The organism is Pseudomonas sp. ESBL9, from assembly GCF_036668715.1.
GTDB lineage: Bacteria > Pseudomonadota > Gammaproteobacteria > Pseudomonadales > Pseudomonadaceae > Aquipseudomonas > Aquipseudomonas lundensis.
Window position 1 is genome coordinate 208,983 of the sequence record NZ_JAZEVV010000005.1, and the last position, 14,748, is coordinate 223,730.

Here is a 14,748-nt window from a genome sequence, read left to right on the forward strand (position 1 = left end):
ATGTGTGTGCAACCAATGGACAAGGGTGTCTGGCCCTGAAGCGCCAGTACGGGCCAGTTATGACTTCCGGCCGCGTAACACCTTGGAGTCTAGGCACGTTCTGCAGGTTCCGTTATTTTTTGCAAAACAATCATTGATCGAGCGCAGTTTAATCCCGCAAATACAGGGCCTCGGGAATTCGAGCATCGTGCGCCTTGCCAGTGGCGTACGGCCAGCGCCAGAATGCTGCCATCTGCCCCGCCCGATGTAAGGAAGCCCGATGCCTGATTCTGTTGCTGCCAGCTTGCGTCTAGCGCCTGACGCGCTGACCCGTCCGTTTTCCGCTGAACAGTTCAGCTTCTCTACCACCAATGATCTGGAGCCTTTTCGCGGCATTCTCGGCCAGGAGCGTGCGGTCGAAGCCTTGCAGTTTGGCGTGGCCATGCCGCGTCCGGGATACAACGTGTTTGTCATGGGCGAGCCCGGCACCGGGCGTTTTTCGTTCGTCAAGCGTTACCTCAAGGCTGAAGGCAAACGCCTGAAGTCGCCCAGCGACTGGGTGTACGTCAATAATTTCGATGACCCGCGTGAACCGCGGGCGCTGGAGTTGCCGGCCAGTGGCGCCGGTGCGTTCATCGCGGACATCAATGGGTTGATCGATAACCTGCTGGCGACCTTCCCGGCGGTGTTCGAACACCCGACGTACCAACAGCGCAAAAGCGCCATCGACCGGGGTTTCAACCAGCGTTATGACCGGGCGCTGGACGTGATCGAGCGCCTGGCGCTGGAGAAGGGCGTGGCGCTGTACCGCGACAGCAGCAACGTCGCCTTCACACCGATGAGCGATGGCAAGGCGCTGGATGAAGCCGAGTTTTCGCAGTTGCCCGAAGAAGAGCGCGAGCGTTTTCACGAAGACATTTCGCAGCTCGAAGAGCGTCTTAACGAAGAGCTGGCGAGCCTGCCGCAATGGAAGCGCGAGTCTAACAACCAGTTGCGTCACCTGAACGAAGAAACCATCACCCTGGCGCTGCAACCGTTGCTGGCGCCGCTGTCGCAGAAGTACGCCGAGAACGGTGCGGTATGCGGTTATTTGCAGGCCATGCAGGTGTATCTGCTCAAAACCGTGGTCGAGCAGTTGGTCGACGACAGCAAGACCGATGCGCAGGCGCGCAAGCTGCTCGAAGAGCAATACCTGCCAAGCCTGGTGGTGGGTCAGCCGATGAGCGGCGGCGCCCCGGTGGTGTTTGAGCCGCACCCGACCTACGACAACCTGTTTGGTCGTATTGAATACAGCACCGATCAGGGCGCGCTCTACACCACCTACCGCCAGTTGCGGCCGGGTGCGTTGCACCGTGCCAATGGCGGTTTTTTGATTCTTGAAGCGGAGAAGATGCTCAGTGAGCCGTTCGTGTGGGATGCGCTCAAGCGCGCGCTGCAATCGCGCAAGCTGAAAATGGAGTCGCCGCTGGGTGAAATGGGCCGCCTGGCGACCGTGACGCTGACCCCGCAAGTGATCCCGTTGCAGGTCAAGGTCATCATCATTGGTGCCCGTCAGCTGTATTACACGTTGCAAGACCTCGACCCGGACTTCCAGGAGATGTTCCGCGTGCTGGTGGACTTCGACGAAGACATCCCGATGGTCGACGAAAGCCTTGAGCAGTTTGCACAGCTGCTGACCACGCGCACGTCTGAAGAAGGCATGGCGCCACTGACGGCCGATGCGGTTGCGCGACTGGCCACCTACAGCGCGCGGCTGGCGGAGCATCAGGGGCGGTTGTCGGCTCGTATCGGTGATCTGTTCCAGTTGGTCAGCGAGGCGGATTTCATTCGTCATCTGGCCAACGATGAAATGACCGACGCCGGGCACATCGAACGTGCGCTCAAGGCCAAGGCCACCCGTACCGGGCGTGTGTCGGCGCGGATTCTCGATGACATGCTGGCAGGCATCATCCTGATCGACACCGATGGCGCCGCTGTCGGCAAATGCAATGGCCTGACCGTGCTGGAAGTGGGGGATTCAGCGTTCGGCGTGCCGGCGCGGATTTCGGCCACGGTGTACCCGGGCGGCAGCGGAATTGTCGACATCGAACGCGAAGTCAACCTCGGGCAGCCGATTCACTCCAAGGGCGTGATGATCTTGACCGGCTACTTGGGCAGTCGTTATGCCCAGGAATTCCCGCTGGCGATTTCGGCCAGCATCGCGCTGGAACAGTCCTACGGCTACGTGGACGGCGACAGTGCTTCGCTGGGCGAGGCTTGCACGTTGATTTCCGCGCTGTCCAAAACGCCGCTCAAGCAGTGTTTTGCAATCACCGGCTCCATCAACCAATTCGGTGAAGTGCAGGCGGTGGGCGGGGTCAACGAGAAGATCGAAGGCTTCTTCCGTCTGTGCGAGGCTCGCGGGCTGACCGGCGAGCAGGGTGCGATCATCCCTCAAGCCAACGTTGCCACCTTGATGCTGGATGAGAAAGTGTTGCAGGCCGTGCGCGAAGGCAAGTTCCACGTCTACGCGGTGCGTCAGGCAGACGAAGCCCTGAGCTTGTTGGTGGGCGAGCCTGCGGGCGAGCCGGACGCTGAAGGTCAGTTCCCGGAGGGCAGCGTCAATGCGCGGGTGGTCGAACGCCTGCGGGTGATTGCAGAGATGATCAGCGATGAAGATCTCAAAGAAGCGGAAAAAGAACTGATCGCCGAAACCCTGGCGGCTAAAAAAACCGTGTAACGCCCTCTGCGGTGGTGACGCGTTTTACCTTCCGTTGGTCACGGCGCCTTGGCGGGCGCCGTTTTTCTTCTATTCTCAGCACATGGACCTCCACTGTCGTCACTGGAACGATGCAGCCCGTTGTGTGCGGCTGAATACAGGAACCACCGAGGGTCGCCGCCATGTCGCGCAACCTTTGTCTTACCCGCCGCTGCCTGGGGCTGGTCACGCGTATCGAGTGCAGCGTACGCCCCCTGGCAGGCGGCACCGGTATGTGGACGTTGCTGTTTGCTGCCGGACTGGCGGGCGAGCAGCCCACCACGATCAAGTCCCAGGGCCCGTTCCCCGGCCCGAGCGCGGCCGAAACCATCCTTGAATCCATCGTCGAAAGCCTGACCCTGCACGGTTATGAGCTGGCGGATGATCCGCAGATCTGGTGCCTGCATGTGCAGGCCCAGCTACGGCAAATCAACGGAGCGCGCTGTCACGCGTCTCGCTGATCGCAGGCTTCAGTGGGGCGGATTGACCTCCGGCACCTTGTCGAGCTTGACCTCAAAGCCGTATTCCACGGGGGTAAGGTCGGTGCGGGCATAGCTTTCCAGTTGGGTCGGCTGGCCATAGAAGTAATGCACGTCAAACAGCGCAGGGCCTTCTGCCTCTGCGCTGTGGCTCACGGCCAGCACTTCCTTCAGGTAGTTGCCGGTGGCGTCCTTGGCGTAGAACCGCCAGGCATCCGACGGGAACGCCTTTTGATCGACTATTAGTGCGTTGCCCTTAAGCTCCAGCCCTGTGGGCAGGTGCTCTATGTTCAGCACCTGCTTGTCGACTGCTGCGATGTACATGGGCATCGAGCCAATGGCGTAGGCAGGGGTTTCCGGGAACAAGTTCAGGTCGTAGGTGATGACGCCAGTGTGCGGGTCGACATCGAAGGCTTCTTCCGGCAGCTCCAGCGGCTCGCTGCGCTTGCCACTTTCATCTTCGGCAAAGAACGTGACCGGAGCTTGGGAGGCGTCGGGCAGCAGGCCGACCAACTCGTCATTAAACGTAGCGGGGTGGCTGAACTCCAGCGTCGCGGCGCTGGCGTCGTCAATGGACTGGTTGATGGTCACGGTCTTTTTTAAGCGCTCAGGGTCGAGGTTGGCGTTTTTCAGGTACGCAGGCGCCTGGTCGTCGTACACCACGACCGATAGCGGCAGGGGCTGAACCTCTTTGCTGATCACGGTTTTATCGAGCCGACGTACCGGCAGGTCGAGGGCTTTGCGGGTCACTGTGGCGCTGGAGAAGTCCATGACGCTGATGTCCAGCGTGTCGACAGAGCCGTTGAAGTACACCTTGCTGTAGTGGTTGGGGTGTTTTTGCTCGAAGGCTTTTTCTTCGTCTGCCAACTGTCGTTCGAAGGCTTCGCTCCAGGCGGTTTGCTTGAGCATCTCGGCTAGCTGTTGCTGGTAAAACGCCAGTTGCTCGGCATTTTCGTTGATCGAGCCTGCGCGCGAGAGGAATTGGCCTGATTGATCGCGGGCCTGAATGATCAAGGGATTCAGTTCGGTGTCCCCCACAGCCTCGGCGGGCGCGGCGCTGTTGTGGATCTCGACTTCAGCGAAGTTTTTGCCCAGCGCTAACAGGGTCACGCTGATGGTGCCATCGGTCCGTGTCTGGCCCACGTCTTTGCCGTTGAGCTTGAAATGCACGACGTTGCCCGGCGCAATCACTTCTACCTTGCCATGCAGCATCACCGGTTGCGGCTGCTGGCCGTTTTCGGTCTCAACGCCGTCGATGTAAGGGTAGGTGACGGTCAGGTCGTCCGGGTTGCTCAGGTTGGCGCTCGAAGGGCTTAGCTGAATGCCGGGATCGGTTTCGGACCACTCGGGCTGGAACGGCACCTCTTGTTTATTGCTCAAGGTGACGGATTGCCATTCCAGAGCGTGGGGGAACGGGAATTCGGAGGCGCTGTTGATCGGGAAGGGGAACACCGGCTCCAGATCGGTCAGGTAGTCGGAACTGGCATTTTTACGCAGGACAAACAGGCCATTGATGTAGGTGTCCGTCAGCGCCTGAATGCTGGGGTAGTGGTTGAGCAGTGCCAGATCGTCTGTGGTGTATTCGGTTTCAATCGGCTTGTCTTGCAGCTTGAGCCGCGCCCGCTCCAGCAACAGCAGCGATCCGCCAAGGTCGGCGACGGCATCTTTGAGTGGCTGGTCTTTGATGGTGTCCAGGTTCTGTTCGAATTGGGCGGTTCTTTCTTCCAGGCTGGCGAGCGGGTGTTGGTCATCCGGTGAGCAGCCTCCCGTGGCGAGCAGCGCCAATGAGAGTCCGAGACCAGCCAAGGGGAATCGCAGATCCATTCTTCAGGTTTCCTGTCCGTAAACGATGCCGAGTAGGTGGACACTAGCAGAAAAAGTTTTTACAGACTGTGTCCGGGGCTTTATCTCTAGTGAATTCCCGCTGATATACTCGCGCCCATTTTTTCACTTCCTGTGAGTTTCAATGGAACGCTTTATCGAAAATGCAATGTACGCGTCGCGCTGGATTCTGGCGCCGATCTATTTTGGTTTGTCGCTGGGCCTGCTGGCGCTGGCGTTGAAGTTCTTCCAGGAAGTGTTTCACGTAATTCCGAACGTGTTTGCGCTATCTGAGTCGGACTTGATCCTGGTCATTCTGTCGCTGATTGACATGGCGCTGGTGGGGGGCTTGCTGGTCATGGTCATGATTTCGGGTTACGAGAACTTCGTTTCGCAACTGGACATCGACGAGCACAAAGAGAAGCTCAGCTGGTTGGGCACGATGGATTCCACGTCGCTGAAAATGAAAGTCGCGGCCTCGATTGTGGCGATCTCTTCGATTCACCTGCTGCGGGTGTTCATGGATGCGCGCAATATCGAGCCCCAGTACCTGATGTGGTACGTGATTATCCACATGACATTTGTGATCTCGGCATTTGCCATGGGGTATCTGGACAAGATCACCAAGCATTGAGGCCGGGCGCCGGTAGCGCCTGCACAACGCGGGCTGCGAAGGCTTTGGGGGCTGTGTTAGTCTGCTCGCCCTTTTTTGGTTCAGGGCGTTTGGGTCAGTCGTTCAGTTGACTGGCCTGCAGCGTCCCACAGCGGAGCAGTGTTATGTCCGAAGTAAATCTGTCGACCGACGAAACCCGCGTCAGCTACGGCATTGGCCGTCAGTTGGGCGACCAACTGCGCGACAACCCGCCACCGGGCGTTAGCCTGGATGCCATTCTGGCAGGCCTGACCGACGCGTTCGCCGGTAAAGAAAGCCGTGTTGGCCAGGAAGAAATGTCCGCCAGCTTCAAAGTGATCCGCGAGATCATGCAAGCTGAAGCGGCTGCCAAGGCAGAAGCCGCAGCGGGCGAAGGCAAGGCTTTCCTGGCTGAAAACGCGAAGAAAGACGGCATCACCACCCTGGCGTCCGGCCTGCAATTCGAAGTGGTGACAGCAGGTGAAGGCGCTAAGCCATCCCGTGAAGACACCGTGCGTGTTCACTACCACGGCACTCTGATCGACGGCACTGTGTTCGACAGCTCTTACGAGCGTGGCCAGCCTGCCGAGTTCCCGGTTGGTGGCGTGATCGCTGGTTGGACTGAAGCCCTGCAATTGATGAACGCCGGCAGCAAATGGCGTATCTACGTGCCGAGCGAACTGGCTTACGGCGCTCAAGGCGTTGGCAGCATCGCACCGCACAGCGTGCTGGTATTCGACGTTGAGCTGCTGGACGTTCTGTAAGAACGCCACGGTTTAGCGGTAATGACGGGTTGTTGGCCAGCCCGTCATTACGCGTTTGGCTTCATAGTTCTAGTTTGGCCTGGTGCTCATGGGTGTCAGCCGAGCCGACAGGGCGCAACGCCCGGGCGTAACAGAATAGAAACAAGTTTCGCACCAACTCTTTAAGCACTCCCGGCTCGCTTGAGTTAAGTCCTGAAAAATCCAGGTCGCCCTGATCCTGCAATTCAGTCAGCGCGTCTTCTTCCAGTACGGCACACACTTCCCCGGTTTCCCGATGCAGGATTCGCAGGTACGGGTGTGGTCGGTCTAGCCAAGCGTCTATTAAATAAGTCATGGGTGTCATCTCCTTGATGGATATCAATGAGAATAATTCTTATTCAATTAATAGCAAGTGCCTATTGGCGGATTTCCGGTTTTTCTGCGAAGACGTTGCTACCGGTCAAAGTGGCTGGCGATTTGATGTCGCGTGTTGAACCAGGCAGTGGCAGGGGAGGAAGCGGGATAGGGAGCAGAGCGGGGAAACAACACCTTCCTGCGCCAGGCGCAGGAAGGAAAGGCGCAGAAATCAGACTTTACGCACGAACTCGGACTTGAGCTTCATCGGGCCGATGCCGTCGATTTTGCAGTCGATGTCGTGATCGCCATCGCACAAGCGGATGTTCTTGACCTTGGTGCCGACTTTGACCACCAGCGAGGTGCCTTTGATTTTCAGGTCCTTGATCACGGTGATGGTGTCGCCATCGTTCAGGACAGTGCCAGCGGAGTCTTTGTAGACTTTTACGTCGCTGTCGACTTCCGCTTCAGCGTTGGCAGACCACTCATGGGCGCATTCCGGGCAGACCAGCTGTACGCCGTCTTCGTAGGTGTATTCGGAATTGCATTTCGGGCAGGGTGGCAAAGTGCTCACTTGCGCTCCTTAAAAGTCAGGATGGCTAAAAGGCACGCATTGTATAGGGTTTTGTCGGCGGGCGGGGAAAGTGCGGGGGGATGCGCTTGGCGTCACTGCCCAAGACCCTCGTGTGAAGGCCTTGGGAGCGGGAGCGGCTGACGCCGGGTGTGGATCAGTGTGTGCGGGCGACCGCGAATTCGCTCAGTTCGACCAGCGCGTCGCGGTATTCGCTCGGCGGCAGGGCTTCAAGGCAAACAATGGCGCGGGCAACGAAGTCGCGGGCCAGTTGTGCGGTGTATTCCAGCGAACCGGAGGCTTCAACCGCGTCGCGGATGCTTTCCAGGTCTTCAATGCCACCTTTCTGGATGGCTTGGCGAACCAGTGCCGCTTGTTCCGGCGTGCCCTCGCGCATGGTGTAGATCAAGGGCAGCGTCGGCTTGCCTTCAGCCAGGTCGTCACCCACGTTCTTGCCTAAGGTTTCGGCGTCGCCTCGGTAGTCGAGCAGGTCGTCCACCAGTTGGAATGCCACGCCCAGGTGATCGCCGAACATGCGCAATGCTTCGCTTTGTTCGGGTGTTGCACCCGCCAGAGCCGCGGCGCTGTGGGTCGAGGCCTCGAAGAGCATCGCGGTTTTGCCGCGGATGACTTCCATGTAGGTTTCTTCCGTGGTGCTGGCGTCGCGCACTTTTGACAGTTGCAGCACTTCGCCTTCGGCAATGATGCGGGTCGCTTGCGACAGGATCTTCATCACCGGCATCGAGCCCAGCTCAACCATCATTTCGAAGGAGCGCGAGTACAGGAAGTCGCCCACCAGTACGCTCGGCGCGTTGCCCCACGTCGCATTGGCGGTCTTGCGGCCACGGCGCATGCCGGACATGTCCACCACGTCGTCGTGCAGCAGGGTGGCGGTGTGCAGGAACTCGATGGTTGCCGCCAGCAGGCGCAAGTCATCGCCTTCGCGGCCCAGCGCCTTGCCACAGAGCAACACTAATAAAGGACGCAGGCGTTTACCGCCGGCCGAAGTAATGTAGTCGCCGATTTTTGAGACCAGCGGTACGCGTGAAGTCAGCTGCTTCTTGATGATGCCGTCGACGGCGCTAAAATCGTCCGCCACCGCGCGGTAGAAAGCTTGGGGTTGCATCAGCGACAGGTGCTCCAGAAGGGTTGCGCGGCATGCTAGGTCGGGGGGGATGGCCTGTCAAGGCGCGATGGGCGGCCCCTTGCAACGTCCTCTTGCCTTGCGTACAATCGCGCACCCTGAACTTCCTGGGCAGCACCTGCCTTACGCAATTGCACTTGGGCCGTTCCAGCCCCATGCAGCCATGCCAGCCAATACCTTTACCTATAAAGCGCTGGGTGAGCAGGATTATCGGAGAAATACCATGTCGTATGCAGTAATCGTTACTGGTGGCAAGCAGTACAAAGTAGCTCCAGGTGAATACCTGAAGATCGAAAAACTGGAAATCGCTACCGGCGAATCCGTAACTTTTGATCGCGTTCTGTTGGTCGCCAATGGCGACGACGTGAACATCGGCGCTCCAGTTGTTCCTGGCGCCACTGTTGTGGCTGAAGTGATCTCCCAAGGTCGTCACGATAAAGTCCGCATCATCAAGTTCCGTCGTCGTAAGCACCACATGAAGCGTATGGGCCACCGCCAGTGGTACACCGAGATCAAAATCACCGGTATTCAGGCTTAATTTCAGCCTAATTCCTCACTAGGAGAATTGACTCATGGCACACAAAAAAGCTGGTGGTAGTACCCGTAACGGTCGCGACTCAGAAGCCAAACGCCTTGGCGTGAAGATGTATGGCGGCCAGGCTATCGTTCCAGGCAACATCATCGTGCGTCAGCGCGGTACCCAATTCCACGCTGGCTACGGCGTTGGTATGGGCAAAGATCACACCCTGTTCGCGAAAGTGGAAGGCGTGATCAAGTTCCAGGTTAAAGGCGCCTTCGGTCGTCGCTATGTAAGCATCGTTCCGAAGACTGAAGTCGTCGCAGCGTAATAGCTTGGTAGCTGGAAGAGCCCTGTCTTGCGACGGGGCTTTTTCGTTTGTGGGATGAGTCTCTTGCAAAACTGTTTGTATGGGCTGCTGGCGCTGGATTTAACGGTCGTTGATTGAGGTCGCTGCGCTCATTTTTGCAAGAGTCTTATGTCTTATGTTTATCGGCTCGTCCTGATGACGAGAGGCGTTTTGTTATGAAGTTTGTTGATGAAGTATCGATCAAGGTAAAAGCGGGCGACGGTGGTAACGGTTGCATGAGTTTCCGTCGTGAGAAATTCATCGAAAACGGTGGCCCTAACGGGGGTGATGGTGGTGATGGCGGCTCGATCTATATGGTCGCCGACGAAAACCTCAACACCCTGGTTGACTACCGTTACACCCGTCACTTCGATGCCCAGCGTGGTTCGAACGGTGGTAGTACCGATTGCACGGGGCGCAAGGGTGACGATCTGATCCTGCGCGTGCCGGTCGGTACGACCGTCATTGATGCTGGCACGCAAGAAGTGATTGGCGACCTGACCAAGGCGGGTCAGAAGCTGATGGTGGTTCAGGGCGGCTGGCACGGTCTGGGCAACACGCGCTTCAAATCCAGTACCAACCGCGCGCCGCGCCAAACCACGCCGGGCAAGCCGGGTGAGCAGCGGGACTTGAAGCTTGAGTTGAAAGTACTGGCTGACGTCGGTCTGCTGGGCTTGCCGAATGCCGGTAAAAGTACCTTTATCCGTTCGGTGTCTGCGGCCAAGCCAAAGGTGGCGGATTATCCGTTCACCACGCTGGTGCCCAACCTGGGTGTGGTCAGCGTCGATCGCTGGAAAAGCTTTGTCATTGCTGACATCCCGGGGTTGATCGAAGGTGCCTCTGATGGTGCTGGCCTGGGGATTCGTTTCCTCAAGCATTTGGCGCGTACCCGCTTGCTTCTGCACCTCGTGGACATGGCTCCGGTTGAAGGCTCGGAAAGCGCTGCCGATACCGCTGAAGTCATCGTTAACGAGCTGACCAAGTTCAGCCCGGCCCTGGCTGATCGTGATCGCTGGCTGGTCTTGAACAAGTGCGATTCGCTGCCTCAGGAAGAGCACGATGCGGTGGTGAAAGAGGTGGTTGATCGCCTTGAGTGGACCGGTCCTGTGTATGTGATTTCGGCTATTGCCAAAATCGGCACTGACAAGCTGTGCCACGACATCATGCGCTACCTCGAACATCGCGCAGACCGCCTGGCCAATGATCCTGCCTATAAGGAAGAGCTGGCCGAGCTGGATCAGCGCATTGAAGATGAGGCGCGTGCGCAGTTGCAGGCGCTGGATGACAAGCGTGCCCTGCGTCGCAGTGGCGTGAAGAGCGTCCACGACATCGGTGACGATGACTGGGATGAAGAAGATGTTGAAGACGACGATGGTCCAGAAATCATTTACGTCCGCGACTGATTCGTTGCAGTAAACTACAGCGCCGCTCAATTGAGCGGCGTTTTAGCATCTACGAAACGGTAATCACAAAAATTCCACGGGTAGCGCTCGGTCGCGCTGCTCTCAGGCATAGGTTGGAACATGATGCGGAGCAAGGTGACAGGTGCGCAGCGTTGGGTCGTCAAGATCGGCAGCGCACTGCTGACGGCAGATGGCAAAGGTCTGGATCGCGCGGCAATGGGTGTGTGGGTCGAGCAAATGGTGGCCCTGCACGAAGCTGGCGTTGAGTTGGTGTTGGTGTCTTCGGGCGCGGTGGCGGCCGGGATGAGCCGCTTGGGGTGGACGGTGCGACCGAGTGCCATGCATGAGCTGCAAGCAGCGGCAGCCATCGGCCAGATGGGGTTGGTGCAGGCCTGGGAGTCGAGCTTTGCTGAGCACTCGCGCCACACTGCGCAAATTCTGCTGACCCATGACGATTTGTCTGACCGCAAGCGTTACCTGAATGCTCGCAGTACCTTGCGTGCCCTGGTGGAGTTGGGTGTGATCCCGGTCATCAACGAAAACGACACGGTGGTGACCGATGAGATTCGTTTCGGGGACAACGACACCCTGGCGGCGCTGGTGGCCAACCTGGTCGAAGCCGATCTGTTGGTGATCCTGACCGACCGCGACGGCATGTTTGATGCTGATCCGCGCACGAACCCTGACGCGCAAATGATTTATGAAGCGCGCGCGGATGACCCGGCGCTGGATGCGGTGGCGGGCGGCACGGGTGGTGCGCTGGGGCGCGGGGGCATGCAGACCAAGTTGCGTGCGGCCCGTCTGGCGGCGCGTTCCGGGGCGCACACCATTATTGTGGGCGGGCGTCTGGAGCGGGTGCTCGACCGTCTTAAAGCGGGTGAGCGCATTGGCACCTTGTTATCGCCGGAACGCGGCATGTTGGCAGCGCGCAAGCAGTGGCTGGCAGGGCATCTGCAAACGCGCGGCACGCTGGTGCTGGACGAAGGGGCTGTTGCGGCCCTGTCGCAGGGCAATAAAAGCCTGTTGCCGGTGGGCGTCAAGGCGGTTCAGGGTGGTTTTCGTCGCGGAGAAATGGTGGTGTGCGTAGCGCCGGACGGCCGAGAAGTTGCCCGCGGGCTGGCCAACTACAGCGCTGCGGAAGCGCAAAAAATTATCGGGCAGTCGTCGGATGCGATTGTCAGCTTGTTGGGGTATATGGCGGAACCGGAGCTGGTTCATCGCGATAACCTGATTCTGGTTTGAATGTGAGGTTTGAATGCGCTTGATTAAAGGGTTGCTAGGTTTGATGTTGGCCATGCCGTTACTGGCATCGGCGGAAGAGATTGGCACGGTATCGACCGTGTTTAAGCTGGTTGGCCCTAACGACCGCATTGTGGTCGAGGCGTTCGATGATCCCAAGGTCGAAGGCGTGACCTGCTATCTGTCCCGCGCTAAAACGGGGGGCATGAAAGGTGGTCTGGGGTTGGCGGAGGACCGTGCAGAGGCTTCGCTGGCGTGTCGCCAGACTGGCCCGATCAGCTTCAAGGGGGATCTCAAAGACGGTGATGAGGTCTTCAAGGAGCGCACCTCGCTGGTGTTCAAAACCATGCAGGTGGTGCGCTTCCTCGACAAAAAACGCAATACGCTGGTGTACCTGGTGTACAGCGATCGCCTGATTGAAGGCAGTCCGCAGAATGCAGTAACGGCGATCCCGATTCTGCCGTGGCCGCATCAGTAACTTTTATAAAAAGGCTGCGTTAATCGCAGCTTTTTTTTGCCTGTGTTTTTGTGGTGGTGGCCAGGGTGGTGGTGTTTGGTCTAAATCGCAGGCAATAAAAAACCGACCCTGAGGTCGGTTTTTTAAAAAGCTTAACGCTTAAGCGGCGGTCGCAAGGTTCAACGCCTTGACGTGGCCATTCAGACGGCTCTTATGACGAGCAGCTTTGTTCTTGTGGATGATGCCTTTATCGGCCATACGGTCGATAACAGGAACAGCCAGAACATAAGCAGCTTGTGCTTTAGCGGCGTCTTTTGCGTCGATGGCTTTAACTACATTCTTGATGTAGGTGCGAACCATGGAACGCAGGCTGGCGTTGTGGCTGCGACGCTTCTCAGCCTGTTTTGCACGTTTTTTGGCGGAAGGTGTGTTGGCCACCGTCGAGCTCCTCGAAAGACTTTAGAAAATAGCAAACAAAATAGGCCGCGAATCATGCCGATGACGTGAAGGCTTGTCAAGGGCGTTTGATACGATCCGCTGAGTGGTTGATCGAGGGAGACGGGAGATTTATTTCCGGCGCTTGACCTGTAAACTCGCGAGCTTGGCTCTGTGCTGTTGCGGCGCGCAGTATCGCATAAGTGGACGCTTTGTTCGCCTGCTCTTTTTCTCTATAGGCAAAAACTCTTTCAATGAATTTGCTCAAGTCGTTGGCTGCCGTCAGTTCCATCACCATGATTTCAAGGGTTTTGGGCTTTATCCGAGACACCATCATTGCCCGCACCTTTGGCGCCGGTATGGCCACGGATGCGTTCTTCATCGCCTTCAAACTGCCCAATCTGTTGCGCCGCATCTTCGCTGAAGGGGCCTTTTCTCAAGCGTTCGTGCCCATTCTTGCGGAATACAAAAATCAGCAGGGCGAGGAGGCGACCCGCACTTTCGTGGCGTATGTGGCCGGTTTGCTGACGCTGGTGTTAGCGATTGTCACGATCCTGGGGATGCTGGCCGCGCCCTGGGTGATCTGGGCGACGGCGCCGGGATTTGCCACCACACCGGAAAAATTCCAGCTCACCAGTGACATGCTGCGGGTGACCTTCCCTTATATATTGCTGATTTCGTTGTCGTCGCTGGCGGGCGCGATCCTGAACACCTGGAACCGTTTCTCGGTTCCGGCGTTTGTGCCGACTCTGCTCAATGTCAGCATGATTATTTTTGCGCTGTTCCTGACACCTTATTTTGATCCGCCCGTGATGGCCCTTGGCTGGGCCGTGCTGGCCGGTGGTCTGGCGCAGTTATTGTTTCAACTGCCGCACCTTAAAAAGATCGGCATGCTCGTGCTGCCTCGCCTCAATTTGCGCGATACCGGCGTGTGGCGGGTGATGAAGCAAATGTTGCCAGCCATCCTGGGGGTTTCGGTCAGTCAGATCTCCCTGATCATCAACACCATCTTTGCGTCCTTTCTGGTCGCAGGTTCGGTGTCGTGGATGTACTACGCGGACCGTTTGATGGAGTTGCCGTCGGGTGTACTGGGCGTGGCGCTGGGGACGATCCTTTTGCCAACGTTGTCCAAGACCTACGCCAATAAAGACCGGCATGAGTATTCGCGGATTCTCGACTGGGGGCTGCGCCTGTGTTTTGTATTGGTGTTGCCGTGCGCCCTCGCGCTGGCCATTTTGTCCGAGCCGCTGACGGTTTCATTGTTCCAGTACGGTGAGTTCAGTGCCCGTGACGCGGTCATGACCCAGCAGGCGCTGATTGCTTACTCGGTCGGTTTGCTCGGCATTATTCTGATCAAGGTGCTGGCTCCGGGCTTCTATGCTCAACAAAATATCCGTACGCCGGTCAAAATTGCGGTCTTCACTTTGATTGTGACCCAGCTGTTGAACCTGGTATTCATTGTGCCGTTGCAGCATGCGGGCCTGGCGTTGGCCATCAGTGTGGGGGCCTGTATTAACGCCGGCCTGCTGTTTTGGCAGCTGCGCAGTCAAAAACTGTTTGTAGCGCAGCCGGGGTGGGCTAAATACCTATTCAAGCTGGTTCTGGCAGTTGCTGTCATGTCGGGCGTTTTGCTGGGCTTGATGCAACTGATGCCCGCATGGGACCAAGGTCATATGCTGGAGCGTTTTTTGCGCTTGGGGGCTTTGGTCGTCGCTGGCGTGCTGGCTTATTTCGGTATGTTGCTGGTCCTGGGCTTGCGTTTGAAGGATTTCGCCCGCAAGTCCCTTATGTAAGGTTATGACCGGTCAGGCGTCTGTTTTAGGGGTTTGGCCTAAATGCCTTGCGCTGTTGCCTGTTGTAGCAGGCTGGGTGTGGTTATAATCGGCCAC

General features: G+C 57.8%; 15 protein-coding genes. 10 read left to right on the plus strand and 5 right to left on the minus strand.

Annotation, left to right across the window (positions count from 1 at the left end):
- Nucleotides 1-259: 259 nt before the first annotated feature.
- Complete coding sequence (locus tag V6F78_RS15850) at nucleotides 260-2,698, plus strand: Lon protease family protein (protein WP_047279041.1); 2,439 nt, start codon at nucleotides 260-262, stop codon at nucleotides 2,696-2,698.
- Nucleotides 2,699-2,859: 161 nt separating this feature from the next.
- Nucleotides 2,860-3,177 (plus strand): PA4575 family protein, encoded by a 318-nt coding sequence (locus V6F78_RS15855; RefSeq protein WP_047273579.1) that lies wholly within the window; start codon nucleotides 2,860-2,862, stop codon nucleotides 3,175-3,177.
- A gap of 9 nt (nucleotides 3,178-3,186) precedes the next feature.
- Here V6F78_RS15855 and V6F78_RS15860 read toward each other — a convergent pair whose 3' ends face one another.
- The gene (locus tag V6F78_RS15860) at nucleotides 3,187-5,019 is read right to left on the minus strand and encodes a hypothetical protein (RefSeq protein ID WP_332727768.1); all 1,833 of its coding nucleotides are present in this window, start codon (nucleotides 5,017-5,019) and stop codon (nucleotides 3,187-3,189) included.
- A gap of 142 nt (nucleotides 5,020-5,161) precedes the next feature.
- On the opposite strand from V6F78_RS15860, the gene V6F78_RS15865 reads away from it, so the two are divergent.
- Nucleotides 5,162-5,650 (plus strand): TIGR00645 family protein, encoded by a 489-nt coding sequence (locus V6F78_RS15865; protein WP_047273583.1) that lies wholly within the window; start codon nucleotides 5,162-5,164, stop codon nucleotides 5,648-5,650.
- Between the two features lie 143 nt (nucleotides 5,651-5,793).
- Entirely contained in the window at nucleotides 5,794-6,411 is a 618-nt protein-coding gene (locus V6F78_RS15870; protein WP_047273586.1) for an FKBP-type peptidyl-prolyl cis-trans isomerase, read from the plus strand.
- A gap of 61 nt (nucleotides 6,412-6,472) precedes the next feature.
- Here the strand turns inward: V6F78_RS15870 and V6F78_RS15875 are convergent, their stop codons facing one another.
- From V6F78_RS15875 to V6F78_RS15885, 3 genes are all read right to left on the minus strand, one after another.
- Nucleotides 6,473-6,745, minus strand: coding sequence for a PA4570 family protein (locus V6F78_RS15875; RefSeq protein WP_047273588.1), 273 nt, complete (start codon nucleotides 6,743-6,745; stop codon nucleotides 6,473-6,475).
- Between the two features lie 231 nt (nucleotides 6,746-6,976).
- Nucleotides 6,977-7,318, minus strand: a complete 342-nt coding sequence (locus V6F78_RS15880) for a zinc ribbon domain-containing protein YjdM (protein ID WP_047273590.1) — start codon at nucleotides 7,316-7,318, stop codon at nucleotides 6,977-6,979.
- A gap of 154 nt (nucleotides 7,319-7,472) precedes the next feature.
- Nucleotides 7,473-8,441 (minus strand): polyprenyl synthetase family protein, encoded by a 969-nt coding sequence (locus V6F78_RS15885; RefSeq protein ID WP_047273592.1) that lies wholly within the window; start codon nucleotides 8,439-8,441, stop codon nucleotides 7,473-7,475.
- 241 nt (nucleotides 8,442-8,682) lie between these two features.
- Between V6F78_RS15885 and rplU the strand changes: the two genes are divergently transcribed.
- From rplU to V6F78_RS15910, 5 genes are all read left to right on the plus strand, one after another.
- On the plus strand, nucleotides 8,683-8,997 hold the full coding sequence (gene rplU, locus V6F78_RS15890; protein WP_007901869.1) for a 50S ribosomal protein L21: 315 nt from the start codon (nucleotides 8,683-8,685) through the stop codon (nucleotides 8,995-8,997).
- A gap of 34 nt (nucleotides 8,998-9,031) precedes the next feature.
- Nucleotides 9,032-9,307 (plus strand): 50S ribosomal protein L27, encoded by a 276-nt coding sequence (gene rpmA / locus V6F78_RS15895; protein ID WP_047273595.1) that lies wholly within the window; start codon nucleotides 9,032-9,034, stop codon nucleotides 9,305-9,307.
- A gap of 194 nt (nucleotides 9,308-9,501) precedes the next feature.
- Nucleotides 9,502-10,728 (plus strand): Obg family GTPase CgtA, encoded by a 1,227-nt coding sequence (gene cgtA, locus V6F78_RS15900; RefSeq protein WP_332727772.1) that lies wholly within the window; start codon nucleotides 9,502-9,504, stop codon nucleotides 10,726-10,728.
- A gap of 123 nt (nucleotides 10,729-10,851) precedes the next feature.
- A complete protein-coding gene (proB, locus tag V6F78_RS15905) occupies nucleotides 10,852-11,970 on the plus strand; it encodes a glutamate 5-kinase (RefSeq protein ID WP_070411077.1) in 1,119 nt (372 codons plus the stop codon).
- Nucleotides 11,971-11,983: 13 nt separating this feature from the next.
- Nucleotides 11,984-12,445 carry a CreA family protein gene (locus tag V6F78_RS15910; RefSeq protein ID WP_047273598.1) on the plus strand — a complete coding sequence of 154 codons (462 nt, stop codon included), beginning with the start codon at nucleotides 11,984-11,986 and terminating at the stop codon, nucleotides 12,443-12,445.
- 138 nt (nucleotides 12,446-12,583) lie between these two features.
- Here the strand turns inward: V6F78_RS15910 and rpsT are convergent, their stop codons facing one another.
- Nucleotides 12,584-12,862 carry a 30S ribosomal protein S20 gene (rpsT, locus tag V6F78_RS15915; protein WP_003443902.1) on the minus strand — a complete coding sequence of 93 codons (279 nt, stop codon included), beginning with the start codon at nucleotides 12,860-12,862 and terminating at the stop codon, nucleotides 12,584-12,586.
- A gap of 251 nt (nucleotides 12,863-13,113) precedes the next feature.
- Here rpsT and murJ point away from each other — a divergent pair, with 251 nt between their 5' ends.
- The gene (gene murJ, locus V6F78_RS15920; RefSeq protein WP_047273600.1) at nucleotides 13,114-14,652 is read left to right on the plus strand and encodes a murein biosynthesis integral membrane protein MurJ; all 1,539 of its coding nucleotides are present in this window, start codon (nucleotides 13,114-13,116) and stop codon (nucleotides 14,650-14,652) included.
- Nucleotides 14,653-14,748 lie beyond the last annotated feature (96 nt).

What these genes read in the sequence shown, in the direction of transcription:
- V6F78_RS15885 (WP_047273592.1), bottom strand. Translation starts at nt 8,441, where the DNA reads ATGCAACCCCAAGCTTTCTACCGCGCGGTGGCGGACGATTTTAGCGCC.
- proB (WP_070411077.1), top strand. Translation starts at nt 10,852, where the DNA reads ATGCGGAGCAAGGTGACAGGTGCGCAGCGTTGGGTCGTCAAGATCGGC.
- V6F78_RS15855 (WP_047273579.1), top strand. Translation starts at nt 2,860, where the DNA reads ATGTCGCGCAACCTTTGTCTTACCCGCCGCTGCCTGGGGCTGGTCACG.
- V6F78_RS15865 (WP_047273583.1), top strand. Translation starts at nt 5,162, where the DNA reads ATGGAACGCTTTATCGAAAATGCAATGTACGCGTCGCGCTGGATTCTG.
- V6F78_RS15870 (WP_047273586.1), top strand. Translation starts at nt 5,794, where the DNA reads ATGTCCGAAGTAAATCTGTCGACCGACGAAACCCGCGTCAGCTACGGC.
- V6F78_RS15910 (WP_047273598.1), top strand. Translation starts at nt 11,984, where the DNA reads ATGCGCTTGATTAAAGGGTTGCTAGGTTTGATGTTGGCCATGCCGTTA.
- murJ (WP_047273600.1), top strand. Translation starts at nt 13,114, where the DNA reads ATGAATTTGCTCAAGTCGTTGGCTGCCGTCAGTTCCATCACCATGATT.
- rpmA (WP_047273595.1), top strand. Translation starts at nt 9,032, where the DNA reads ATGGCACACAAAAAAGCTGGTGGTAGTACCCGTAACGGTCGCGACTCA.
- V6F78_RS15860 (WP_332727768.1), bottom strand. Translation starts at nt 5,019, where the DNA reads ATGGATCTGCGATTCCCCTTGGCTGGTCTCGGACTCTCATTGGCGCTG.
- V6F78_RS15875 (WP_047273588.1), bottom strand. Translation starts at nt 6,745, where the DNA reads ATGACTTATTTAATAGACGCTTGGCTAGACCGACCACACCCGTACCTG.
- V6F78_RS15850 (WP_047279041.1), top strand. Translation starts at nt 260, where the DNA reads ATGCCTGATTCTGTTGCTGCCAGCTTGCGTCTAGCGCCTGACGCGCTG.
- rplU (WP_007901869.1), top strand. Translation starts at nt 8,683, where the DNA reads ATGTCGTATGCAGTAATCGTTACTGGTGGCAAGCAGTACAAAGTAGCT.
- cgtA (WP_332727772.1), top strand. Translation starts at nt 9,502, where the DNA reads ATGAAGTTTGTTGATGAAGTATCGATCAAGGTAAAAGCGGGCGACGGT.